Consider the following 22,901-nt stretch of genomic DNA (forward strand, 5'->3'; position numbering starts at 1 on the left):
GGGAGCTGGCTTGCCTGCGATAGCAGCGCCGCGGTGTAGCTGCCAGACCGAGGCGTCTGTATCGCAGGCAAGCCAGCTCCCACATTAGATTTGCGCCGATTCAGGTTCTGTATTCCACATTCGCCCTGCGCCCATTACACGCTTCCCGGAGTTTTCCCATGACGGCCCATGCCGACCTTTCGCCGACCCTTCAACTTGCCATCGACTTGATCCGTCGCCCCTCGGTGACGCCGATTGATGCCGACTGCCAGAAGCTGATGATGCAGCGCCTGGGCGACGCAGGTTTTGCACTTGAGCCGATGCGTATCGAAGATGTGGATAACTTCTGGGCGACCCATGGCAAGCACGAAGGCCCGGTACTGTGCTTTGCCGGCCACACCGACGTGGTGCCGACCGGCCCGGTGCAGGCCTGGCAGAACGACCCGTTCGATGCGTTGATCGACGAACACGGCATGCTTTGCGGGCGCGGCGCGGCGGACATGAAAGGCAGCCTGGCGGCAATGCTGGTGGCCTCGGAACGTTTTGTGGCCGACTACCCGGACCACAAGGGCTCGGTGGCTTTTCTGATCACCAGCGATGAAGAAGGCCCGGCGCACCACGGCACCAAAGCAGTGATCGAGCGCCTGGCGGCACGCAAGGAACGTCTGGACTGGTGCATCGTCGGCGAACCGTCAAGCACCACGCTGGTAGGCGACGTAGTCAAAAACGGCCGTCGCGGTTCCCTCGGTGCCACCCTGACTGTGCGCGGCGTGCAAGGCCATGTGGCCTATCCGCACCTGGCAAAAAACCCGATCCACCTGGCGGCCCCGGCGTTGGCGGAACTCGCTGCAGAGCATTGGGACGACGGCAACACCTTCTTCCCGCCGACCAGCTTCCAGATCTCCAACCTCAATTCCGGCACCGGCGCCACCAACGTGATCCCCGGCGACCTGACGGCAGTGTTCAACTTCCGCTTCTCCACCGAGTCCACCGTCGAAGGCCTGCAACAGCGGGTTGCGGCGATTCTGGATAAACACGGCCTGGACTGGCACGTTGAATGGGCCTTGTCTGGCCTGCCGTTCCTCACCGAGCCGGGCGCGTTGCTGGATGCTGTCTCGGCCAGCATCAAGGCGATTACCGGCCGCGAGACCAAGGCGTCCACCAGCGGCGGCACGTCCGACGGGCGCTTCATTGCCACCCTCGGCACTCAGGTGGTGGAGCTGGGCCCGGTCAACGCGACGATTCATCAGGTCAACGAACGCATTCTGGCCAGCGACCTCGATGTGCTGACCGAAATCTACTACCAAACCCTGATCAAGTTGCTCGCCTGATGCTCGCTTGCCCCCTTTGCAGCGCACCGCTCAACGCGGTGGATAATGGCGTGGCGTGCCCGGCCGGGCACCGTTTCGACCGTGCGCGCCAGGGCTACCTGAACCTGTTGCCGGTGCAGCACAAGAACAGCCGCGACCCAGGCGACAACCTCGCCATGGTCGAGGCACGCCGCGACTTTCTCAACGCCGGGCACTACGCACCGGTGGCCAAGCGCCTGGCCGAACTGGCCGCCGAGCGCGCGCCGCAGCGCTGGGTGGACATCGGGTGTGGCGAGGGTTACTACACCGCACAAATCGCCGACGCCCTGCCCCACGCTGACGGCTATGCGCTGGATATCTCCAAGGAAGCGGTGAAACGCGCGTGCAAACGCAACCCGGCGCTGACCTGGTTGATCGCCAGCATGGCCCGCGTGCCGTTGGCGTCGGGCAGTTGCCAGTTTCTCGCCAGCGTGTTCAGCCCTTTGGACTGGGAAGAGGCCAAGCGCCTGCTCAGCCCTGGCGGCGGCTTGATGAAAGTCGGCCCGACCGCCGGCCACCTGATGGAACTGCGCGAACGCCTGTACGACGAAGTGCGTGAATACACCGACGACAAGCATTTGGCTTTGGTGCCGCAAGGCATGAGCCTGGCGCACAGTGAAACGCTGGAGTTCACCCTGAGCCTGATCAAGCCCCAGGACCGCGCCAACCTGCTGGCGATGACGCCCCATGGCTGGCGCGCGAGTGCCGAGCGCCGTACTGAAGTGATCGAGGCCGCCGAGCCGCTGCGGGTCACCGTGTCGATGCGCTACGATTATTTCGTGCTTCAATAACCGACTTTTAAGTATCCGCGAATGGATTTTCGAATCCCGCAACGAGGAACATCCATGCGCCAACCTGATATCGAGATTTACCTGAAAGACGCCGACGTCGACTACAAGGCCATTGCCGCCTGGCTGGGTGCCGCCCTGGGCCCATGCACCGACTGGGTCCAGAAAGGCCAGACCTACAAGTGCCAGGCCGGCACTGTGCCGGTTACCTGGCTGCCAAAAGCCGTGGGCAAGTGGAACAGCCTGTACCTGGAAAGCGACCAGACACCGTGGGACGACGACATCGCCTGCGCCCGCGCCGCCTTTGCCGCGCTGAACGTCGAAGTGCGCTGCGCGCCGGGTACCTGGGTTGAGGAAGAAGGCGAGGAAAGCGCTGATACCTGGATTCGCATCAGCGCGGACGGTGAAGAGCAGATCACCTGGAAAACGGCATAATCCAAACCTGAAAACCCAATCAATGTGGGAGCTGGCTTGCCTGCGATAGCATCACCGCGGTCTGACCGATAGACCGAGGTGTCTGCATCGCAGGCAAGCCAGCTCCCACAGTTGATTGGGTTGGCAGGACAAGGGTGTTACAGACCCACCACATCCTCCGCCTGCAAGCCCTTCTCGCCGGTCACCACGGCGTATTCCACCTGCTGACCCTCGGCCAATGAACGGTGGCCGTCACCGCGAATGGCGCGGTAGTGCACAAACACATCCTTGCCGTCTTCACGCTGGATAAAGCCATAGCCCTTTGCATCGTTGAACCACTTCACACTGCCGGTTTCACGCGTTGCCATCTGTCTTACTCCCACATGCATTTTTATTGTTGAGTCGCTCGCATTGAACTGCCGAGTATAAGACAGGCTCAAAAACGATCAACTCAAGTTTACATCGCTGCTTTTTTGCCGATTTTCGGCGAATACGGCACACTACCCGCCCGAGCACCTGCTCGGTTTTTTCCACTTGAAGCAGCACGCCTATGACCCGCTCCCCGTTCCGCCGTCTGGTGTTTGGCACCTTGCGCCGACTGTTGTACCTCTGGGTTCGCTCGGAGACGATCAACCAGTCGTCCCTAACCCTTAACCTGGACCGCAGCCGGCCGGTGTTTTACGTCCTGCAATCGCCCTCACTCACCGAATTGGCGGTGGTCGATAAGGAATGCACCAAGGCCGGCCTGCCGCGCCCGGTGCTGCCGGTATCGGTGGGCTCGTTGATCGAACCCGCCGCGTTCTTTTACCTCACGCCCGAACCCGACTGGCTCGGTCGCCAGGACAAGCGCGGCGCGCCGCCAACCTTGACGCGCCTGGTCAACACCCTGACCGAGCACGCCGAAGAGAATGCACAAATCATTCCGGTCAGCGTGTTCTGGGGGCAGTCGCCCGAAAGCGAGTCCAGCCCGTGGAAACTGCTGTTTGCCGACAGCTGGGCGGTCACCGGGCGTCTGCGTCGGCTGCTGAGCATTTTGATCCTGGGTCGCAAGACCCGCGTGCAATTCTCCGCGCCTATCAACCTGCGTGAATTGATCGAGCACAATAAAGGTCACGAACGCACCGTGCGCATGGCCCAGCGCATCCTGCGTGTGCACTTTCGTAACCTGAAGACTGCGGTCATCGGCCCTGACCTGTCTCACCGCCGCAATCTGGTCAAAGGTCTGGTCAACATGCCGCTGGTGCGCCAGGCCATCGCCGATGAAGCCGAACGCGAAAAAATCACCCCGGAAAAAGCCAAGGCCCAGGCCCTGCGCTACGGCAACGAAATCGCTTCGGACTACACCTATACCGCGATCCGCTTTCTGGAAGTGGTGTTGAGCTGGTTCTGGAACAAGATCTACGACGGCATCAAAGTCAACAATATCGAAGGTGTGCAAAAGGTCGCCCAAGGCTACGAGGTGATCTACGTGCCTTGCCACCGCAGCCATATCGACTACCTGCTGCTGTCCTACCTGCTGTTCAAAAACGGCCTGACTCCGCCGCACATTGCCGCCGGCATCAACCTGAACATGCCGGTGATCGGCAGCCTGCTGCGCCGTGGCGGTGCGTTTTTCATGCGCCGCACCTTCAAGGGCAACCCGCTGTACACGTCGGTGTTCAACGAATACCTGCACACCCTGTTCACCAAGGGCTTCCCGGTGGAGTATTTCGTCGAAGGCGGTCGCTCGCGCACCGGACGCATGCTGCAGCCGAAAACCGGGATGCTGGCGATCACCCTGCGCAGCTTTTTGCGTTCCTCGCGCATGCCGATCGTGTTCGTGCCGGTGTATATCGGCTATGAGCGCGTGCTCGAAGGCCGTACTTACCTGGGCGAGTTGCGCGGGGCGAGCAAGAAGAAAGAATCGATCTTCGATATTTTCAAAGTGGTCGGCGCGCTCAAGCAGCGCTTTGGCCAGGTCGCGGTCAACTTCGGTGAGCCGATCAAGCTGGCCGAGTTCCTCGATGCCGAGCAGCCGGATTGGCGCGCCCAGGAACTGGGCCCGAACTTTAAACCGGCGTGGCTCAATGAAACCACCAACCGCCTCGGCGAACAGGTGGCACGCCACCTCAACGAAGCCGCAGCGGTCAACCCGGTAAACCTGGTGGCCCTGGCGTTGCTGTCCACCACCCGTCTGGCCCTGGATGAACAGGCCATGGCCCGCCAGTTGGACCTGTACCTGGCACTGCTACGCCGTGTGCCCTACTCGCCGCACACCACCTTGCCGGAAGGCGATGGGCTGGCGCTGATCAAGCACGTCAAGGACATGAACCTGCTCTCGGAGCAGAGTGACGCCCTGGGCAAAATTGTGTATCTGGATGAGCAGAACGCCGTCCTGATGACCTATTACCGCAACAATGTGCTGCATATTTTTGCCCTGCCGGCGCTGCTGGCGAGTTTTTTCCAGAGCAGCTCACGCATGAGCCGCGAACAGATCCTGCGCTACACCCGCGCGCTCTACCCGTACTTGCAGTCGGAGTTGTTTATTCGCTGGTCGCTGGACGAATTGGACGCGGTCGTCGACCAATGGCTGGAAGCCTTCGTCGAGCAAGGCCTGCTGCGTTTTGAAAACGCTGTCTACCTGCGCCCGGCCCCGAGCTCGCGGCACTTTGTGCTGCTGACGCTGTTGTCCAAGAGCATCGCCCAGACCTTACAACGCTTTTACATGGCGATCTCGCTGCTGCTCAACAGCGGCCAGAACAGCATCAGCGCCGAAGAACTGGAAGACCTGTGCACGATCATGGCCCAACGCCTGTCGATCCTGCATGGCCTGAATGCGCCGGAATTCTTCGACAAGAGCCTTTTCCGACATTTTATCCAGACATTGCTGGAGCAAGATGTGCTGCGCCGCGACGAAGCCGGCAAGCTGAGTTACCACGACCTGCTCGGCGAACTGGCGGAGGGCGCGGCCAAGCGCGTGTTGCCTGCCGACATTCGCCTGTCGATTCGCCAGGTGGCCTTGCACCGCGTCGACGGTGCAGCTGAAGCGCCTGTGGAACCGGCAGAAAGCCGCTAGATTGACTGAGGCGCCGGGCTGCTTCCGGCGCCGTTGAAAAGGAGCTGTACCATGAAAAAGATCATCCTCCTGGGCCTTACTGCCCTGCTCGGAGCCTGCCAATCCATGACTCCAGCCTCCAAGGCCAGCCTCGACGGCGAAGTGTTCTACCTGCAACGCATCGCGTTGCCGCCCGCTGCTACCTTGAGTGTCAGCCTGCAGGATGTGTCGCTGATGGACGCCCCAGCGGTGACCCTCGCCGAACAGAAAGGCCCGGTCAAAGGCCAGGTGCCGCTGCCGTTTCACTTGAGCTACGACCCAGCCCAAATCAAGCCAGGCCACACTTATTCGGTGAGTGCGCGCATCGAGCTGGACGGCAAGCTACTGTTTATTACCACCGAACGCCACGCGGTGCAGCTCGACGGCAAGGACGCACAACCGCTGCGCCTGCGCGTTGATGCTGTCGCACACTGACATTCTCTAGAACATACGCCCGAACATAAGGAAGCACTCATGCTCCGTAACTCTCTTCGCCTCACTGCCCTGTGCGCCGGTCTGTTACTCGGTGCCAACGCCATGGCCCTGGACCTTGGCAGCCTGTCCCAGGGCGACGCCAGCGGCGGCCTCAAGGACGCCCTGACCCAAGGCGCACAGATCGCCGTGAAACAACTGGGCGTGCCCGGTGGTTTCAGCAACAACCCCGAAGTGAAGATCGGCCTGCCAGGCAAACTGGGCAAAGTCGCCGACAAGCTGAAGATGTTTGGCATGGGTGACCAGGTCACGCAGCTGGAAACCAGCATGAACAAGGCCGCCGAAACGGCCGTGACCCAGGCGCAACCGATCCTGGTCAATGCGGTAAAAAACATGAGCGTGACTGACGCCAAGGGCATTCTCAGCGGCGGCCAGGACTCGGCGACGCAGTACCTGAATAAAAGCAGCCGCGAGCAGATTCGCGCCAAGTTCCTGCCGATCGTCAAGGCCGCTACCGACAAGGTTGGGGTTGCTCAGCAGTACAACGCCCTGGCCGGCAAGGCGGCAGCATTTGGCGCAGTGGATGCCAAAAGTGCCAACGTTGAAAACTACGTGACCGAACAGGCGCTGGACGGCTTGTTCAAGATGATCGCGCAGCAGGAAGAAACCATTCGCAAAAACCCGGCGGCCGCGGCCACCAGCCTGGCCAAGAAGGTGTTCGGCGCGCTGTAAGCCCTTCAAACACGCTGGAGCCACTGCGCCAAGGCCGCTTGCCACGGGCCTTGGCGCAGTTGTTTCAGACCAAGCCTGTTAACGACTCAGCGTGTAAAGCGGATAGGTAGGCCTGTAGGGTGAAGGCTGCTCGCCAATCGTGGGTTGCTGTGGGTACGGTTTGCCATGATTCGCCTGGTGTGGGTGGGGATGGCCCCCGTGTGGCCGGGCTGTATGAGGACGGTGGTGGTGGTGATCGTTTGATGCGTGTCCCGATCTATACCCATTTCCGACAGTGTTGCGCGGTATGTTATTGCCCAGAAGTGCCCCGAGAAACGCACCTTTGAAAGCAGCAATCGCATCAAAAAAAGCCATGTAAAACTCCATAAACTCGTTGAAAAAGGTCGGACTGCCGATTGGGCTCGATCCAAACCTGTGCCTGTCCATCAGGCAATTCTGAGTGGAGCAAAAAAGACAAACGTTCCAAAGGCGCATACGCCTGTTTGCATCAGCATGTGAATCAATGAATCACCGCCCCAGCCAATCGCCCCATCATGATCGCGGCAAAACAATCGGAATGATCATGGGTCTTCCCGCCGACAGCGCTACTACGTCAGCGTGAATGACCAGGCGACCGTCGCTAGCATCAAAATCGCGAAGCTTACGTTAAGCCGTCGACTCCAAACGGGATGGATGAACAACTTGCGCATCCGGCTGCCCGCAAAAAGCCATAAAAAATCGAATACCACGCAAACCAATAAGCAAATAAGTGCCTTTGTGCCCTGCTCCCAGGCCGGCGTCGTGCCCAAGGTAAAACTGCCCAGTAACGCTGCGAACGCGGCATACGGCTTGATATTCGCAACCCCCAGCACAAAACCTTCGCCCCAGCCCGGCGTGACCACGTCTTGCTGATCCTGAATGGGCGGTGCCGTACCAATGCGGTAAGCCAACCAAAAAACATAAACAATGGAGATGACCGTCAGCGCCACCGCCAACCCAGGAAAGCTGTGCAAAACCACATACAGCCCCGAGGCTACCAACGCCATGGCAATCACTAAACCCAGGGTGATCCCGACAAAAAACTCAAACGAGCGTTGCATGCCATAGGCCGCGCCGCTGGCTGCCAGCGCCAGGGTGGCGGGGCCGGGGCTGGCAAGTAAGGCGATAGCTGCGAGGGTAAAGGTGAACGTCGCCTGGTAAATATTCAGCGTGACATCGAGCATGTGAAGTGCCTCGGACGCATTATTCAAAACTTAATGAAACTGCACTGCCTTAACGTTGCAACTCGACGTCAGGACCACTTACAAGTACTACGCACTGCAGCACCCTTGCACTTCCACACCCCTCTCAATAAAACTTATAGCACGTTAAAAAAACTCACTTAAATACAGACACTTCGCTTTAACCGACGGTAACGCTTGAACACGCCTTTACTGCGCACACTTAAGAATAAAATAGAGGGTAGACTTTTAAAAATCCATTCTTTTTTCAGGGATCTGTGGTATGTAAGATTTTCACGCTATTTCATCAATGTTCGTAAGGTCCATCTAATGAAAAGGCTTACAAAAAACGATCAGACACTCGATGCAATTGATCGCGCGCTGCTGGTCGCCCTGCATCAGAATGCCCGTGCATCTATTCGTGCGCTCGGCCGGCAGGTGGGATTGTCCGCTCCTGGTTGCAGCGAGCGTCTCAGACGCCTGGAAGTGGCAGGGGTTATAAGCGGGTTCAGCGTAGAGTTGGACGCGCAGGCGCTGGGGTTTGCGCTGCAGGCACTGGTGCGGGTAAAACCACTGACGGGAAATTTTCAAACAGTGGAGCAGCTACTCTCAGACATGCCTGAATGTGTTGTCTGCTACAAGATCACCGGGGAAGACAGTTTCGTCTGCCATCTGTACACACACTCCGTCAGCCACCTTGATCAGACATTGCAACAAATAACGCCGTTGGCTGACACCCATACCTCTATTATAAAAACCGTCGAGAAGAAACTGCCCCTATTCTAAATAAACAAGTGGGAGGCATTCAGGCTTAAACAGCAGTTATCGAATTTCAGGCTGTTCCCACACCCGTCAACACTATCGACATGCCTTCACGCCTCCCGTTATGAACTAGTGCGCCTCCTTCTTAATGCGAAACCATGCCGCATACAGGGCTGGCAAAAACAATAACGTCAACGCCGTCGCCACAATCAGACCGCCCATGATTGCCACAGCCATAGGCCCGAAGAACACGCTGCGCGACAGCGGAATCATCGCCAATACCGCCGCAAGTGCCGTCAGCACAATCGGGCGAAAGCGTCGCACGGTAGCTTCGATGATCGCCTGCCAGGGCGCGAGCCCGGCCTTGATGTCTTGTTCAATCTGGTCCACCAGGATCACCGAGTTACGCATGATCATGCCCGACAGCGCGATGGTGCCGAGCATGGCAACAAAGCCGAAGGGCTGGCGGAACACCAGCAGGAACAAGGTCACGCCGATCAAGCCCAGCGGCGCCGTCAGAAACACCATCGCAGTGCGTGAGAAACTGCGCAGTTGCAGCATCAGCAAGGTCAGTACCACCACGATAAACAGCGGCACACCGGCCTTGACCGAGTTTTGGCCGCGGGCCGAATCCTCGACGGTGCCGCCCACTTCGAGCAGGTAACCGTCGGGCAATTCGGCGCGCACACCTTCCAGGGTCGGCAGGATCTGCTGGACCAAGGTCGCCGGCTGCTCCTTGCCGTAGATGTCGGCACGCACGGTCACCGTCGGCAGGCGATTGCGGTGCCAGATGATCCCCTCTTCGAAGCCATATTCGAGGGTCGCAATCTGCGACAGCGCTACGCTTTTGCCGTTGTCGGTCGGCACCGCCAGGCTCGGCAGCAGCGACAACTCGGTACGTTCATGCACGGTGCCGCGCAGCAGGATCTCGATCAACTCATTGTCCTCGCGGTACTGGCTGACGCTGGAACCGGTCAAGGAACTTTGCAGGAACTTCGACAGGTTAGCGGTGCTGACGCCCAGCGCACGGGCGCGGTCCTGGTCGATATTCAGGTAGACGATCTTGCTCGGTTCCTCCCAGTCCAGGTGCACGTTGACCACGTGGGTATTTTCGCGAACCTTGGCCGCGACCTTGCGCGCCAGGGCACGGACTTCTTCGATGTGCTCGCCGGTGACCCGAAACTGCACCGGGTAGCCCACGGGCGGGCCGTTTTCCAGGCGCGTGACGCGTGAACGCAGGTCGGGGAATTGCTCGTTAAGGGTCTCGATCAGCCAGGTGCGCAGGTTCTCGCGTTCCTCGATGGTTTTGGCCAATACCACAAACTGCGCAAAGCTGGCGGCCGGCAGTTGCTGGTCCAGCGGCAGGTAGAAACGCGGCGAACCGGTGCCCACATAGGCCACATAGTTGTCGATGCCGGCATGTTCCTTGAGCAAGGCTTCCAGACGTTTGACCTGGTCGGCGGTATTGCTCAGCGAAGCACCTTCAGCCAGTTTCAGGTCGACCATCAGCTCCAGGCGACCGGAGGCCGGAAAGAACTGCTGAGGTACAAAACGGAACAGCGCCACCGAGCCGATAAACAACAACAAGGTCAACACGATCACGGTTTTGCGCCGACGCACACACCATTCGACCAAGCGTCTTACACGTTGATAGAACGGCGTGCCGTAGGGATCAGGCCCATCGGTGCCGTGTTTGGCCGCATGAATCTTCGCCAGGTCCGGCAGGAGCTTTTCCCCCAGGTACGGCACAAACACCACCGCCGCAACCCACGAGGCCAGCAGGGCAATGGTCACCACTTGGAAAATCGAACGGGTGTATTCACCGGTACTCGATTGCGCGGTGGCAATCGGCAGGAAACCTGCGGCGGTGATCAATGTGCCGGTGAGCATCGGGAACGCGGTGCTGGTCCAGGCAAAACTCGCGGCCTTGAGCCGGTCGTAGCCCTGCTCCATTTTGATCGCCATCATTTCCACGGCGATGATCGCATCGTCCACCAACAAGCCCAGGGCCAACACCAAGGCACCGAGGGAGATTTTGTGCAGGCCGATGCCCAGGTAATACATGGTCGCAAAGGTCATCGCCAGTACTAGCGGAATCGCCAGGGCGACCACCATGCCGGTGCGTACACCAAGGGAGAAGAAGCTCACCAGCAGCACGATGGCCAAGGCTTCAGCGAGTACCTGGACGAATTCACCGACGCTGGTTTTCACCGCCGCCGGTTGGTCCGAGACCTTGCGCAGTTCCATGCCTGCCGGAAGGTTCTTCTGCAGGCGTGCGAATTCGCCTTCAAGGGCCTTGCCCAGTACCAGAATGTCGCCGCCGTCACGCATCGCCACGGCCAGGCCGATGGCGTCCGCGCCCATATAGCGCATGCGCGGCGCCGGTGGGTCGTTGAAGCCGCGATGGATTTGCGCCACGTCACCGATGCGAAAGGTGCGGTCACCGACGCGGATCGGGAAGTTACGGATCTCATCGACTGTTTTGAAGTTACCCGAGACGCGCAGTTGTACGCGTTCCGTCGGGGTTTCAAAGAAACCAGCGGTGGAGACGGCATTCTGCTCCTGCAGTGCCTGCTGCACCGCCGCCAATGGCAGGCCGAGGGTGGCGAGCTTGAGGTTGGACAACTCGATCCAGATCTTCTCGTCCTGCAGGCCCAGTAACTCGACCTTGCCCACATCCGGCACGCGTTGCAGTTGAATCTGGATGCGGTCGGCGTAGTCCTTGAGCACCGCGTAGTCAAAACCGTCACCGGTCAGGGCGTAGATATTGCCGAAGGTGGTGCCGAATTCATCGTTGAAAAACGGCCCCTGGATATCCGGCGGCAAGGTCTGGCGAATATCGCTGATCTTCTTGCGCACCTGGTACCACAGCTCCGGGATTTGTGCCGAGTGCATCGAATCGCGGGCCATGAAGGTGACCTGAGATTCACCGGGCCGTGAGAACGAGACAATGCGCTCGTACTCGCCCGTCTCCATCAGCTTCTTCTCGATACGTTCGGTGACTTGGCGCGAAACTTCCTGGGCCGTGGCGCCCGGCCAGTTGGTCTTGATGACCATGGCCTTGAAGGTAAACGGCGGATCTTCACTTTGCCCCAACTTGGTGTAGGACAACGTGCCGACCACTGCCAGCAGGATCATCAGGAACAGTACGATCTGGCGATTACGCAACGCCCATTCGGAAAGATTGAAACCCATCGGGGACTACTCCTTGGCCGCCAGATTCACAACGCGGTTGGAGCGATCCACCGGGCGCACTTGCTGGCCCTCATGGAGCACATGCACACCCGCTGCGATCACCCAATCGCTGGGGGCCAAGCCTTCGAGCACCGGCACGGTTTTCTCGCCAAAGGCGCCGATGCGCACCGGCGTTCGTTTGAGCGTGTTGTCCGGCTGTACCCGCCAGACGTAGGACGCACCGTTTTCTGCGCTAAGGGCCGACAGCGGCACCGACAGTGGAACGACGCCATCGGCCTGGATGAAGACGCGGGCACTCTGGCCCAGCTCGGCAGGGACTTTGCCGCCGGTGAAGGCGACACGTGCGGCGAAGGTGCGAGATTTTGGGTCAGCGGCGGGTGAAAGTTCACGGATGCGCCCGGCGAAACGCTGGTCGGGTTGGCTCCACAACTCCACCGACACCGGCTGGCCGATCTTGAAGCGGCCAAAGCCTTGCTCGGGCAGGCTGATCAACACTTCGCGCTCGCCATCGGTGGCCAGGGTAAACACCGTTTGGCCGGCGGACACCACTTGGCCAACTTCCACCGCACGCTTGGCGACCACGCCGTCCTGGGGCGCACGCAGCACGGCATAGCCGGCCTGGTTGCTCGACACGTCGAACTCGGCTTTGATCTGCTTAAGGCGCGCTTCACCGGATCGGTAGAGGTTTTCGGAATTGTCGTACTGCGAGCGGCTGACCATCTGACGGTCCATCAGGGTTTTGTAGCGGTCGCGTTCGGCGCGCACCAGGCTCAGGTTGGCTTCAGCGGCGGCGACTTGGGCGCGGGTGGCCTCCAGTTGCAGGCGCACGTCCTGTGGGTCGAGCTCTGCCAATGGCTGGTTGGCCTTGACCCGCTCACCCTCCTCCACCAAGCGTTTACTGACTTTGCCGCCGATCCGAAAGGCCAGGTCCGGCTCATAACGGGCGCGTACTTCCCCCGGAAAACTGTCCATCGCCAACGCCGAAGGCTGCGGTTGCACCACCATGGCCGGGCGGATGGTGGTTTGGGCCGCTTCTTCATGGCCGCAGGCGGCCAACAGGAAGATCAGGCTGACAGGCAACGCAAGGGGCAGGAAAGTACTGCGCATGCTGAAGGACCTTTCGCAAATGAAGCTAGGAATAATTATACTGGCCGGTATGTTATTAATACCAAACTCACCAGTCCAGTATTAAAGGTGAAAATGTCCGACAATCGTGTAAACACCAATAGCCCCGGGCGTCCCAAGGACATGGCAAAACGCCAGGCAATTCTCGAAGCAGCCAAAACCCTGTTCTTGAGCAATGGCTACGCCAGCACCAGCATGGATGCCGTGGCCCTTGAGGCCGGCGTGTCAAAACTGACGGTCTACAGCCACTTCACGGATAAAGAGACCTTGTTCACCGCCGCCGTCGTGGCCACGTGCGAGGAACAGTTGCCGGTGATGTATTTCGAGTTGCCCGCAGGCATGCCGGTACACACCGTACTGCTGAACATCGCGCGCGGCTTTCATCGGCTGATCAACAGCGAAGAATCGGTGAACCTGCACCGCCTGATGATGACCACCGGCAATCAGGACGTGAAACTCTCGCAGATCTTCTTTGAAGCCGGCCCGATGCGCATGCTGCAAGGCATGGAGCGGTTGCTCAGCCGTATCGACCAGAGCGGCGCCTTGAGCATCGACAAACCGTTCACGGCGGCCGAGCACTTCTTTTGCCTGCTCAAGGGCACGGCGAATTTCTGCTTGTTGTATGGGTGTGGCGGGCAATTGAGCGAAGAAGCTGCCGAAGCGCATGTGCAGGAAGTGGTGGGGTTGTTTATGCGGGCGTATCGGCCTTGAGGGCTTGAGTTGCCTGCGATGGCGGTGTTTCGGTGTACATATCCGTTGCTGCGGTCACGGCTGAGTAGGGTTCCGCCCTTACGGCGGGTCACTTTTGGCAAACGCCCCAAAAGTAACCAAAAGGTCTGTGCCCCACCACTCGGCACCTCGCTTAGGCTCGGTGTGCCCTCACTCCGGCTTGAATCCGTGGGCCGCCGCGATGGGCCATCCTTGGCCCAGCGCGGCTAACCCGGCGTCCTGCCGGGTTACCCACGGATTCAAGCCTGCGTTCGGCCAGCGTGGTTAACGGGGCGCCTCAGATCAAAAGCAGATCAAGATCTACAGCACGGCGGCCTGAAAGCCGACCTGAGTGGTTAGATCAAAAGCGAAAAGCGGACTTGCATACACTGAAGAGCTGCTTTTCTGTGGGAGCTGGCTTGCCTGCGATGCAGACACCTCGGTACATCAGGCACACAGAGTTGATGCCATCGCAGCGGTGCGACGATTCGACAAGCCAGCTCCCACCTTTGACCGAGTATGGCGCTGCTGTTGCTGTTGCTCCGGCCCTTACATCCTTTTCGATGACGAAGTCAGCGGTCTTTTGATCTGCGCTTTTGATCTTGATCTGAAATCGCCCCGTTAAACACGATGGCCGGAATCTGACAGTGATTTGGGGGGTAAACCGGCAGGACGCCGGTTTAGCCGCGCTGGGCCAAGGATGGCCCATCGCGGCGGCCCCCCAAATCACTGGCGGATTGCGGGCATGCCGAGCCATAGCGAGGCACCGAGTGTTGGGGCGAGGACCTTTTGGTTACTTTTGACTGGGCCGGCATTCCGGTCCTTGCAAAAGTGACCCGCCGTAAGAGCGGAACCCTACTCAGCCGTTACCGCAGCAACGGATATGCCCCCGCCCGACCGCTACCCATGCTGCGATGAAGCCCGAAAGAGCAACAATGATTCAGGGTTTGAGCGCTTTCTTCGGATAGATGTCATACCGGCTGGACTTGCCATCCAACGCATGGCTCGGTTTCGGCCCGTCAATGCACGGCGCCTTACGCGGGCGCTTGACCACCACGCGGTGGCTGGCCAGGGCCAAGGCGGCAGCGAGTAAGGCCGGTGCGTCCGGATCATCGCCCACCAATGGGCGGAACAGGCGCATTTCCTTCTTCACCAGCGCCGTTTTCTCACGGTGCGGGAACATCGGGTCCAGGTAGATCACCTGCGGCGGTTCGCCCTCCCAGTTGCGCATCACCTCGATCGAGTTACCCTTGAGCAACTGCATGCGCGCCACAATCGGCGCCACTTCAAAGTCATCTGCGCCGCGGGCCAGGCCGTCTTCGAGCAAGGCACCGATCAGCGGTTGCCGCTCGATCAAGCTCATCTCGCAGCCCAGGCTGGCGAGTACGAACGCGTCCTTGCCCAAGCCTGCCGTGGCGTCGAGCACCCGTGGGCGCACGCCCTGGGCCACGCCGACCGCCTTGGCGATCATCTGCCCGCTGCCACCGCCGTATAAACGCCGATGCGCCGCGCCGCCTTCGACAAAATCCACGCGTACCGGCCCCGGCGCGTCAGGCCCGAGCTGCTGCAATTGCAGGCCGTGTTCCCCGACTTGCAGGGAAAAGTCCGCCTCATCCAGTTGCAAAGGCAGGCCAAGCTGCGCAGCCCAGTGCTCGGCACGGGCCTTGAAACCGTCGGCCAAAGCCTCGACCCGAATGCGGCTGGCCGCTGGTTGTTCGCTCATCAATCGCTACGCTCAAAAATATTAAGGATCGGCAAACAACGGCCGATAAAAACAACAGTCAGGTATTTTGCCAGAGCTGAGCGTCGACCGAGAAAAATGTCAGACATTCTTCCCCTAACCATCGGTGTACTGCCGACCCACAACCACTACGGCCTGCGCAATACTCAAGCGCTGGCCGGGGTGAGCCATGTGTGGCAGGACTTCTTCGCCCGTGCGCTGGCCGAGCAGCTTGGCGATACGCCAGGCGCGTTGGCGGCCAAAGCCCCGGCACCGAAGGACCCGGCGGTAGAACCCAGCGAAGGCGCCGACCTGTTGTCGCAGATCCTCACCCAGCGTGAGTGCGATGTACAAGACACCGAGATCGCCCCGCCAGAGCCGCTGTTCCTGCCCATCGCCGAATTTGAAACCGAGTTGCTGCCGCCGCCTGCCACGCCGTTTCCGGCAGAAGAAATCATTGCCCAGCAGCGCCAGCAAAACTTCGACAGCGGCTGGGTCCGCCCGCTTGTGCTCAACGCCGGCAACCCGCCGCCTGAGCCTGGCCCGGCGCCGCAACCCCAGCCGCTGCACCTGCCGATTGCCGAATTCGAACTGGACCTGCTGCCACCGCCTGCCACGCCATACCCAGCGGAAGAGCTGGTGGCGCAACAGAAGGCGCTGGACTTCGATTACCACTGGGCGCGCCCGCTGATTCTCAACAACCTGCGCCTGGCAGCCTGATTCAGTCTTTGAAAAAACCGTTGGCCTGGCTGAACGGCATCTTGCGTTCAGTGAAGGTAAAAGTGCCCAACTCATACACTTCCTGCGCCGCCCGATAGAATTCGCCATACGCCGCCAGGGCCATGGCCGAGCCGACACTGATGCGGCGCACGCCCATCTCGCTCAACTGCGCCACGCTCAGGTTCAAGCCACCGGACATCAGCACATTCACAGGTTTAGGCGCCACCGCCTTGACCACTGCGAGCACTTCTTCGGCACTGCGCAAAGCGGGGGCGTAGAGCACGTCCGCACCGGCTTCGGCGTAGGCTTGCAGGCGGCGAATGGTGTCAGGCAAATCCAGGCGACCATGCAGGAGGTTTTCTGCACGGGCGGTGAGCGTAAAGGCAAATGGCAAGCTGCGGGCAGCGGCGACGGCGGCTTCCACGCGCTCCACCGACAGGTCAAACGGATAGATCGGGTCGACCGCAATGCCCGTGGCGTCTTCGATAGAGCCACCCACAATGCCGCTGGCCGCGGCGCGCAAGATTGTCTGGGCGCAACCTTCGGGGGTGTCGCTGAAGCCGTTTTCCAGATCAGCCGCTACCGGCAACGCAGTCGCCTGCACAATCGCCGAGGCATTGGCCAAGGTGTCTTCAAGCGATAATGCGCCTTCCGCATCCGGTCGCCCGAGGCTGAACGCATAGCCCGCACTGGTCGTGGCCAACGCTTCGAAACCCAGGCTGGCGAGCATGATGGCGGAGCCGGCGTCCCACGGGTTGGGCATCACGAACGCGCGGTCACGCTCATGCAAGGCCTTGAAGGTTTCGGCGCGAAGGGTTTGGGCATCCATGGCTGACTCCTGTCGGAAAAAGGAGCCCTAGAGTAACCCCAGTTGCTCCGCTGCGGGTTCCCGATGCAAGGTTGGCAGCGCTGGCAACCCCGGCAAACGCAGCATCAACTGTTGGTGAAAGCGCAGCGCCAGTTGCGCGGCAAGGCGGTTGTCCGAGGTGTGCAGGAACACATAAGGCGTACGCCCCTCTTCGATCCAGCCAGCAATTTTTTCCACCCATGGGATCAGGAACGGATCATTGGCTTCCAATTCCGGATGGCCGATAAAGCGCACCTGGGGAAACAGCGTCAGCGCCGCCGGCCGTGTTGGCACCTTGGGCTTTTTCGATTGGGCGTGCAGCACAGCGGCCGACGTTGAAGTGCAACTGAACAGAGCACGCGGATCGAGGCAAATACGCTCGACGCCACGGTCGCGCAACAGGCGGTTGAGCCTGCGCTCGGCATCACCCTTGGCGAAGAACTCCGGGTGGCGCACTTCCACGGCCAGCGGGCGCTCCAGGCCGTCAATAAAACCCGCCAGTTCGCCCAGGCGTTGCGGTGAAAAGCTCGCCGACAATTGCAACCACAGTGGCGAAACCCGTTCACCCAAAGGGCTCAGCAAGCCGACAAAGCTTTCTGCTGCCGGCAATTGCTCGCGCAAGTCGCCGCCGTGGCTGATGTCTCCCGGGAATTTGGCGGTGAAGCGAAAATCCTCAGGCATGATTTCAGCCCAGCGCTGCACCGTGGCGGCCGAGGGGCGGGCATAAAAGGTGGTATTGCCTTCGACAGCGTTGAAGACTTGGGAATACAAAGCGAGGTAGTCGCTGGAACGGGCGTCGGCCGGGTACAGGTACTCGCGCCAGGCGTTTTCACTCCAGGACGGGCAGCCGATGTAGTAAGGCAGGCGCATCAGATGTGGATGTCGAGACCCAGCACTTCCATATCCCATTCGACAAAGCCGGCGGTGGTCAGGTAGCTGGCCAGGGCGGTGGCGACGCTTTTGCTCATGGAACGGGGGAAGACCATGTCTTGCTGACGGGCCGGAAGGCCACTGATGCGCGCAGCGCCAGAACCTTGGGCACCGGCTTGCGACTCGGACTGAACCTCGATGAAGTCCGGCGAATCTTCAACGGACTCGTCTACCGTGACGTTCGCCTTACGCGGCTTACGCTTGAGTGGGTAGGACTGTGAGGAAAAGCCGTCTATACGCATGCATGCAGACTCGGTATCAATGATGGCAATTTAGCGGCACTTTCCGTAGCGCGCAAATGCTCTGGTGATAACTAGAACACATAATTTGTAAAAGGTTTACAAACCGGGGCAAATTCTGACGATTGGGGATTTTTGCCGGTGCGCTGCACTTACTGTGGCGAGGGAGCTTGCTCCCGTTGGACTGCGCAGCAGTCCCGATCTATTAACAGCGGGGCCGCTTCGCGGCCCGACGGGAGCAAGCTCCCTCGCCACACTTAAAGGCCGCGCTCAGCCTTGGTTTGCGCAACTTTATCGCGCAGGTAAACCGGTGCAGCCTGGTCGGCCGGAATCGCTTCGCCGCGCTCAAAAGCGAAACGTGCGAGGGTCAGCAAATCTTCGGCATGCGGCAACATTGTTGCATCTTGGCCAGCCAGCTTTACGTCGATGCGCTCACCGTAACCCCAGCCAGTGCCTGCACCGAACCACTCGCCGCTGGCATCAGCAGGCAACACCGACGATTCCGGAGGCTGTACGGCTTCCACGCCCACCAGACGCATTTCGCCAGCGGTTTCGCGGTAGCAGCCCCAATACACTTCATCCATGCGCGCATCAATCGCCGCCGCCACCTGCGTGGCACCGTGTTCACGCAATGCACGCTGGGCCAATACCGCAAGGTTGGACACCGGCAACACCGGGCGCTCCAGCGCAAAGGCCAGGCCTTGCACCACACCAATGGCAATACGCACGCCGGTAAAGGCGCCTGGGCCACGGCCAAAAGCAATCGCATCCACGGCTGAGAGCGTGGTGCCCGCCTCTTCCAGCAGTTGCTTGATCATCGGCAACAGCTTCTGCGCATGCAGACGCGGGATCACCTCGTAGTGGCTCGTGACCTTGCCATCATGCAGCAAGGCGACGGAGCAAGCTTCAGTCGCGGTGTCCAGGGCCAGCAGGGTGCTCATCGGTGTAGGTGTCCAAGTCGAAAAAAAGTGCGCCAGTATAAACAACAACGGCCCGCAAGCGGGCCGTTGTACGCAAAGCCGATCAAAGGATCAGCTCAGTGCTTGCAACACCTTGGCGGTGATGGCTTCTACCGAACCCACGCCAGGGATGTGGCTGTACTTCGGCTTGCCTTGGGCAGCCGAAAGCTTCTGGTAGAAATCCACCAGCGGTTTGGTCTGCGAATGGTAGACCGACAGGCGATGGCGCACGGTTTCTTCGGTGTCGTCCTTACGCTGTACCAGGTCTTCGCCGGTCACATCGTCCTTGCCTTCAACCTTTGGCGGGTTGTAGACGATATGGTACACGCGGCCCGAGCCTTCGTGAACGCGACGGCCCGCAATACGCTGAACGATTTCTTCATCCTCAACTGCGATTTCAACCACAGCGTCCAGCTCAACGCCGGCTTTCACCAAGGCTTCCGCCTGGGGAATGGTGCGTGGGAAACCGTCGAACAGGAAACCGTTCTTGCAGTCTTCCTGGCTGATGCGTTCCTTGACCAGGTTGATGATCAGGTCATCGGAGACCAGGCCGCCGCTGTCCATCACGCTCTTGGCGATCAGGCCCAGCTCGCTACCGGCCTTGACGGCGGCACGCAGCATGTCGCCGGTGGAGATTTGTGGAATGCCGAATTTTTCAGTGATGAACTTTGCCTGAGTACCTTTACCGGCCCCGGGAGCTCCCAGCAGAATGACGCGCATCGATGTGCTCCTCAATTTTTTATAGAGATGACGCTCGGATTCGCCGCGTGGGGCCAATCTCGTAAAAATGTGGGTCCTGGCCGATCAAACGGCCAAAGGCTGATCAAGATACACAGCGGGCTCTATCCATACAAGCCGCCAAAAGTCGCAAGAACCGCGCCCGGCATGCAGGCATAGGTAGGGTGTGCCTGAGTGCAACCCAGCCTCATAAACGCCGACCGCCCGTTTCCGGGCGGCCGTCGTTGTTTATCTGCAAGCCATTGAGAACACGCAGAAAACCTCAGCCAGTGTTGCGCAAACCGGCGGCAATACCGGCCACAGACACCAGCAGCGCCTGTTCCAGAGGGCTGTCCTGCGCCGCCTCCTGTTGACGCGAACGTGCCAGCAACTCGGCCTGCAACAGGTGCAGCGGGTCGAGGTAAGTGTTGCGCAAGCGAATAAACTCAAGCGTGTCGGGGCTATGGGCCAGCAGTTGCGACTGGCCGGTCAGGCCAAGCACCACGTCGCACGCCTGCGACAATAGGTCGCGTAAGTGCGCACCCAATGGCAGCAGGTCCGGCTGCACCAAACGCTCGTCATACAGCCGCGCGATGTCGGCATCGGCTTTGGCCAGTACCATCTCGAGCATATCGATGCGAGTGCGGAAGAACGGCCATTGCTCGCGCATCTGCCCCAACAGCTCGCCTTCGCCACGCTCCAGTGCCTTGCTTAATGCCGCTTCCCAACCAAGCCAGGCGGGCAGCATCAGGCGGGTTTGGGTCCAGCCGAAGATCCATGGAATCGCGCGCAAGCTCTCGATACCACCCGCACGACGCTTGGCCGGGCGACTGCCCAATGGCAAGCGGCCCAGTTCCTGCTCGGGCGTGGACTGGCGGAAGTATTCGACGAACTGCGGATTTTCCCGCACCACGGCGCGGTAAGCACTGACACCATCTGCCGCCAATTCATCCATCAGGTGGCGCCAGGCCGGCTCAGGTGGCGGCGGTGGCAGCAACGTGGCTTCCAGCACGGCAGCCAGATAAAGGTTGAGGTTCTGCTCGGCAATGTCCGGCAGGCCGAACTTGAAGCGGATCATCTCGCCTTGTTCGGTCGTACGGAAACGCCCCGCCACCGAGCCTGGCGGCTGCGAAAGGATCGCCGCATGCGCCGGGCCGCCGCCACGGCCAACGGTGCCGCCACGACCGTGGAACAACAGCAACTCCACTTGTTGTTCGCGGCAGATATCCACCAGCCGTTCCTGCGCCCGGTACTGTGCCCAGGCCGCAGCCGTGGTACCGGCGTCCTTGGCCGAGTCCGAATAGCCGATCATCACTTCCTGCGGGCCTTGCAAGCGCGCGCGATAGCCCGGCAATTGCAGCAGGCGTTCCATCACCGGCCCGGCGTTATCCAGGTCGGCCAGGGTTTCAAACAGTGGCACTACGCGCATCGGCCGTTGCACGCCCGACTCTTTAAGCAGCAGTTGCACGGCCAGCACGTCCGAGGCAGCACCCGCCATGGAGATCACGTAAGAACCGAGTGATGCAGCCGGTGCGGCAGCGATTTCCTTGCAGGTGTTCAACACTTCGGCGGTGTCTGCCGACGGTTTGAAATAACCCGGCAGCAGCGGCCGGCGATTGGTCAGCTCTTTGCTCAGAAAGCTGATGCGCGCTTCTTCGTCCCAGTCTTCATAACGGCCCAGGCCCAGGTAATCGGTGATTTCGGTCATGGCCGCCGAGTGGCGGCTGGAATCCTGACGTACGTCCAGGCGCACCAGGAACAAGCCGAAGGTCACGGCGCGGCGCAGGCAATCGAGCAACGGGCCATCGGCGATCACGCCCATGCCGCACTCATGCAGCGACTGGTAGCACAGCTCCAGCGGGTCGAGCAGGTCGCGGTTGTTTTGCAGCACTTCGGCCGGCGCCGGTGTGCTGGCCGTGAGCGAGGTATGCGCCCATTGGCGCGTGGCGCGCAGGCGTTCGCGCAGTTGCTTGAGCAAGGCACGGTAAGGTTCGACGCTATCCCCGACCTTAGCCTGCAACGCAGGGCTGGCCTGCTGCATCGACAGCTCGGAGGCCAGGTGATCGACATCGCGCAGATACAAGTCCGCCGCCATCCAGCGTGCCAGCAGCAACACCTCGCGGGTGACCGGCGCGGTGACATTCGGGTTGCCGTCACGGTCGCCGCCCATCCACGACGCAAAGCGAATCGGCGCAGCCTCAAGTGGCAAGCGCAGGCCGGTGGCGGCGTGCAAGGCTTGGTCGGCCTTGCGCAAATAATTGGGAATGGCATGCCACAGCGAATGCTCGATCACCGCAAAGCCCCATTTGGCTTCGTCTACTGGTGTGGGCCGGATGCGGCGAATCTCTTCGGTGTGCCAGGCTTCGGCGATCAGCCGCTGCAAGCGCTGGCGAATCTGCTCGCGCTCGGCGCTGGTGAGGTCGCGGTGATCCTGCAACGCCAGTTGTGCGGCAATCGCATCGTATTTCTGGATCAAGGTGCGGCGCGCCACTTCGGTCGGGTGGGCGGTGAGCACCAACTCAATCTCCAGGCGCGCCAACTGACGGGCCAGCGACTCATTGCTGTGACCTTCGCTTTGCAGGCGCGCCAGCAACTCCGGTAACACGCGAGACTCGAAGGGCGCCGGTTGTGATTCATCGCGCCGATGAATCAACTGGTACTGCTCGGCGATATTGGCCAGGTTGAGAAACTGATTAAAGGCCCGTGCCACGGGCAGCAGTTGGTCTTCCTGTAACTGATTGAGACTGGTGCTCAGCTCATCGCCGGCACCCCGCCTGTCAGCCTTGGCACCTTTGCGGATCTGCTCGATCTTGTCGAGAAAAGCATCGCCGTACTGCTCTCGAATGGTGTTGCCCAGCAGCTCACCCAGCAGGTGAACATCCTCACGCAAGCGTGCATCGATATCACTCATCAGCCAATCTCCAGCCAGAAATCCGGGACGCGCAGGCCTTCCAGAGTGCCGCCCGCGTCAGTTTCTGACAAGACACTTTAAACCTTGCGACTTGCAGCTAGT

Annotated in this window: 20 protein-coding genes; 9 read left to right on the plus strand and 11 right to left on the minus strand. The window is 60.3% G+C overall.

The window, feature by feature from the left end; genetic code table 11:
- Window positions 1–158 precede the first annotated feature (158 nt).
- The 3 genes from dapE to P5706_RS26245 are packed head-to-tail and all read left to right on the plus strand — an operon-like array spanning window position 159 to window position 2,551.
- Window positions 159–1,310 (plus strand): succinyl-diaminopimelate desuccinylase, encoded by a 1,152-nt coding sequence (dapE, locus tag P5706_RS26235; protein WP_058421665.1) that lies wholly within the window; start codon window positions 159–161, stop codon window positions 1,308–1,310.
- The gene (locus P5706_RS26240; RefSeq protein WP_200433326.1) at window positions 1,310–2,119 is read left to right on the plus strand and encodes a putative RNA methyltransferase; all 810 of its coding nucleotides are present in this window, start codon (window positions 1,310–1,312) and stop codon (window positions 2,117–2,119) included. The genes dapE and P5706_RS26240 overlap by 1 nt, the downstream gene beginning before the upstream one ends.
- 54 nt (window positions 2,120–2,173) lie before the next feature.
- A complete protein-coding gene (locus P5706_RS26245; protein WP_200433327.1) occupies window positions 2,174–2,551 on the plus strand; it encodes a hypothetical protein in 378 nt (125 codons plus the stop codon).
- Between the two features lie 137 nt (window positions 2,552–2,688).
- Here P5706_RS26245 and P5706_RS26250 read toward each other — a convergent pair whose 3' ends face one another.
- A complete protein-coding gene (locus P5706_RS26250) occupies window positions 2,689–2,898 on the minus strand; it encodes a cold-shock protein (RefSeq protein ID WP_071487465.1) in 210 nt (69 codons plus the stop codon).
- Between the two features lie 182 nt (window positions 2,899–3,080).
- On the opposite strand from P5706_RS26250, the gene plsB reads away from it, so the two are divergent.
- From plsB to P5706_RS26265, 3 genes are read left to right on the plus strand one after another with little or no spacing between them, the layout of a single operon-like run.
- On the plus strand, window positions 3,081–5,585 hold the full coding sequence (gene plsB / locus P5706_RS26255) for a glycerol-3-phosphate 1-O-acyltransferase PlsB (protein WP_200433328.1): 2,505 nt from the start codon (window positions 3,081–3,083) through the stop codon (window positions 5,583–5,585).
- Between the two features lie 51 nt (window positions 5,586–5,636).
- Complete coding sequence (locus P5706_RS26260) at window positions 5,637–6,038, plus strand: YbaY family lipoprotein (protein WP_200433329.1); 402 nt, start codon at window positions 5,637–5,639, stop codon at window positions 6,036–6,038.
- 39 nt (window positions 6,039–6,077) lie between these two features.
- Entirely contained in the window at window positions 6,078–6,767 is a 690-nt protein-coding gene (locus tag P5706_RS26265) for a DUF4197 domain-containing protein (protein WP_200433330.1), read from the plus strand.
- Between the two features lie 587 nt (window positions 6,768–7,354).
- On the opposite strand, the gene P5706_RS26270 is transcribed toward P5706_RS26265, so the two are convergent.
- Entirely contained in the window at window positions 7,355–7,969 is a 615-nt protein-coding gene (locus P5706_RS26270) for a LysE family translocator (protein ID WP_285682991.1), read from the minus strand.
- Between the two features lie 195 nt (window positions 7,970–8,164).
- Here P5706_RS26270 and P5706_RS26275 point away from each other — a divergent pair, with 195 nt between their 5' ends.
- Window positions 8,165–8,752, plus strand: coding sequence for an Lrp/AsnC family transcriptional regulator (locus P5706_RS26275; RefSeq protein ID WP_285682993.1), 588 nt, complete (start codon window positions 8,165–8,167; stop codon window positions 8,750–8,752).
- A gap of 105 nt (window positions 8,753–8,857) precedes the next feature.
- On the opposite strand, the gene P5706_RS26280 is transcribed toward P5706_RS26275, so the two are convergent.
- A complete protein-coding gene (locus P5706_RS26280) occupies window positions 8,858–11,923 on the minus strand; it encodes an efflux RND transporter permease subunit (protein WP_200433332.1) in 3,066 nt (1,021 codons plus the stop codon).
- Between the two features lie 6 nt (window positions 11,924–11,929).
- A complete protein-coding gene (locus P5706_RS26285; protein WP_285682996.1) occupies window positions 11,930–13,030 on the minus strand; it encodes an efflux RND transporter periplasmic adaptor subunit in 1,101 nt (366 codons plus the stop codon).
- A 93-nt stretch (window positions 13,031–13,123) separates the two neighbouring features.
- Between P5706_RS26285 and P5706_RS26290 the strand changes: the two genes are divergently transcribed.
- On the plus strand, window positions 13,124–13,759 hold the full coding sequence (locus P5706_RS26290; RefSeq protein WP_200433334.1) for a TetR/AcrR family transcriptional regulator: 636 nt from the start codon (window positions 13,124–13,126) through the stop codon (window positions 13,757–13,759).
- 937 nt (window positions 13,760–14,696) lie between these two features.
- Here the strand turns inward: P5706_RS26290 and P5706_RS26295 are convergent.
- Entirely contained in the window at window positions 14,697–15,479 is a 783-nt protein-coding gene (locus tag P5706_RS26295; protein WP_200434484.1) for a class I SAM-dependent methyltransferase, read from the minus strand.
- Window positions 15,480–15,575: 96 nt separating this feature from the next.
- On the opposite strand from P5706_RS26295, the gene P5706_RS26300 reads away from it, so the two are divergent.
- Entirely contained in the window at window positions 15,576–16,196 is a 621-nt protein-coding gene (locus tag P5706_RS26300; protein WP_285682998.1) for an energy transducer TonB, read from the plus strand.
- Between the two features lies 1 nt (window position 16,197).
- Here P5706_RS26300 and P5706_RS26305 read toward each other — a convergent pair whose 3' ends face one another.
- The 6 genes from P5706_RS26305 to ppc all read right to left on the minus strand — a co-directional run bounded on the left by P5706_RS26305 (window position 16,198) and on the right by ppc (window position 22,799).
- Window positions 16,198–17,025 carry an isocitrate lyase/PEP mutase family protein gene (locus P5706_RS26305; protein WP_122526817.1) on the minus strand — a complete coding sequence of 276 codons (828 nt, stop codon included), beginning with the start codon at window positions 17,023–17,025 and terminating at the stop codon, window positions 16,198–16,200.
- Window positions 17,026–17,052: 27 nt separating this feature from the next.
- A complete protein-coding gene (locus P5706_RS26310; protein ID WP_285683003.1) occupies window positions 17,053–17,913 on the minus strand; it encodes a DUF72 domain-containing protein in 861 nt (286 codons plus the stop codon).
- The gene (locus tag P5706_RS26315; protein ID WP_200434486.1) at window positions 17,913–18,215 is read right to left on the minus strand and encodes a hypothetical protein; all 303 of its coding nucleotides are present in this window, start codon (window positions 18,213–18,215) and stop codon (window positions 17,913–17,915) included. The genes P5706_RS26310 and P5706_RS26315 overlap by 1 nt, the downstream gene beginning before the upstream one ends.
- A 254-nt stretch (window positions 18,216–18,469) precedes the next feature.
- Window positions 18,470–19,153, minus strand: coding sequence for a tRNA (adenosine(37)-N6)-threonylcarbamoyltransferase complex dimerization subunit type 1 TsaB (gene tsaB / locus P5706_RS26320; protein WP_285683006.1), 684 nt, complete (start codon window positions 19,151–19,153; stop codon window positions 18,470–18,472).
- 90 nt (window positions 19,154–19,243) lie between these two features.
- Window positions 19,244–19,891, minus strand: a complete 648-nt coding sequence (gene adk, locus P5706_RS26325) for an adenylate kinase (RefSeq protein WP_200434487.1) — start codon at window positions 19,889–19,891, stop codon at window positions 19,244–19,246.
- Window positions 19,892–20,171: 280 nt separating this feature from the next.
- Window positions 20,172–22,799, minus strand: coding sequence for a phosphoenolpyruvate carboxylase (ppc, locus tag P5706_RS26330; RefSeq protein ID WP_200434488.1), 2,628 nt, complete (start codon window positions 22,797–22,799; stop codon window positions 20,172–20,174).
- Window positions 22,800–22,901 lie beyond the last annotated feature (102 nt).

Source organism: Pseudomonas sp. ChxA (assembly GCF_030263855.1).
GTDB classification, from domain to species: Bacteria; Pseudomonadota; Gammaproteobacteria; order Pseudomonadales; family Pseudomonadaceae; genus Aquipseudomonas; species Aquipseudomonas fluorescens_CB.

Excerpts from the sequence above, each read along its gene's own strand:
- dapE (WP_058421665.1), top strand. The coding sequence starts at position 159 with ATGACGGCCCATGCCGACCTTTCGCCGACCCTTCAACTTGCCATCGAC.
- P5706_RS26240 (WP_200433326.1), top strand. The coding sequence starts at position 1,310 with ATGCTCGCTTGCCCCCTTTGCAGCGCACCGCTCAACGCGGTGGATAAT.
- P5706_RS26245 (WP_200433327.1), top strand. The coding sequence starts at position 2,174 with ATGCGCCAACCTGATATCGAGATTTACCTGAAAGACGCCGACGTCGAC.
- P5706_RS26250 (WP_071487465.1), bottom strand. The coding sequence starts at position 2,898 with ATGGCAACGCGTGAAACCGGCAGTGTGAAGTGGTTCAACGATGCAAAG.
- plsB (WP_200433328.1), top strand. The coding sequence starts at position 3,081 with ATGACCCGCTCCCCGTTCCGCCGTCTGGTGTTTGGCACCTTGCGCCGA.
- P5706_RS26260 (WP_200433329.1), top strand. The coding sequence starts at position 5,637 with ATGAAAAAGATCATCCTCCTGGGCCTTACTGCCCTGCTCGGAGCCTGC.
- P5706_RS26265 (WP_200433330.1), top strand. The coding sequence starts at position 6,078 with ATGCTCCGTAACTCTCTTCGCCTCACTGCCCTGTGCGCCGGTCTGTTA.
- P5706_RS26270 (WP_285682991.1), bottom strand. The coding sequence starts at position 7,969 with ATGCTCGATGTCACGCTGAATATTTACCAGGCGACGTTCACCTTTACC.
- P5706_RS26280 (WP_200433332.1), bottom strand. The coding sequence starts at position 11,923 with ATGGGTTTCAATCTTTCCGAATGGGCGTTGCGTAATCGCCAGATCGTA.
- P5706_RS26285 (WP_285682996.1), bottom strand. The coding sequence starts at position 13,030 with ATGCGCAGTACTTTCCTGCCCCTTGCGTTGCCTGTCAGCCTGATCTTC.
- P5706_RS26290 (WP_200433334.1), top strand. The coding sequence starts at position 13,124 with ATGTCCGACAATCGTGTAAACACCAATAGCCCCGGGCGTCCCAAGGAC.
- P5706_RS26295 (WP_200434484.1), bottom strand. The coding sequence starts at position 15,479 with ATGAGCGAACAACCAGCGGCCAGCCGCATTCGGGTCGAGGCTTTGGCC.
- P5706_RS26300 (WP_285682998.1), top strand. The coding sequence starts at position 15,576 with ATGTCAGACATTCTTCCCCTAACCATCGGTGTACTGCCGACCCACAAC.
- P5706_RS26305 (WP_122526817.1), bottom strand. The coding sequence starts at position 17,025 with ATGGATGCCCAAACCCTTCGCGCCGAAACCTTCAAGGCCTTGCATGAG.
- P5706_RS26310 (WP_285683003.1), bottom strand. The coding sequence starts at position 17,913 with ATGCGCCTGCCTTACTACATCGGCTGCCCGTCCTGGAGTGAAAACGCC.
- P5706_RS26315 (WP_200434486.1), bottom strand. The coding sequence starts at position 18,215 with ATGCGTATAGACGGCTTTTCCTCACAGTCCTACCCACTCAAGCGTAAG.
- tsaB (WP_285683006.1), bottom strand. The coding sequence starts at position 19,153 with ATGAGCACCCTGCTGGCCCTGGACACCGCGACTGAAGCTTGCTCCGTC.
- adk (WP_200434487.1), bottom strand. The coding sequence starts at position 19,891 with ATGCGCGTCATTCTGCTGGGAGCTCCCGGGGCCGGTAAAGGTACTCAG.
- ppc (WP_200434488.1), bottom strand. The coding sequence starts at position 22,799 with ATGAGTGATATCGATGCACGCTTGCGTGAGGATGTTCACCTGCTGGGT.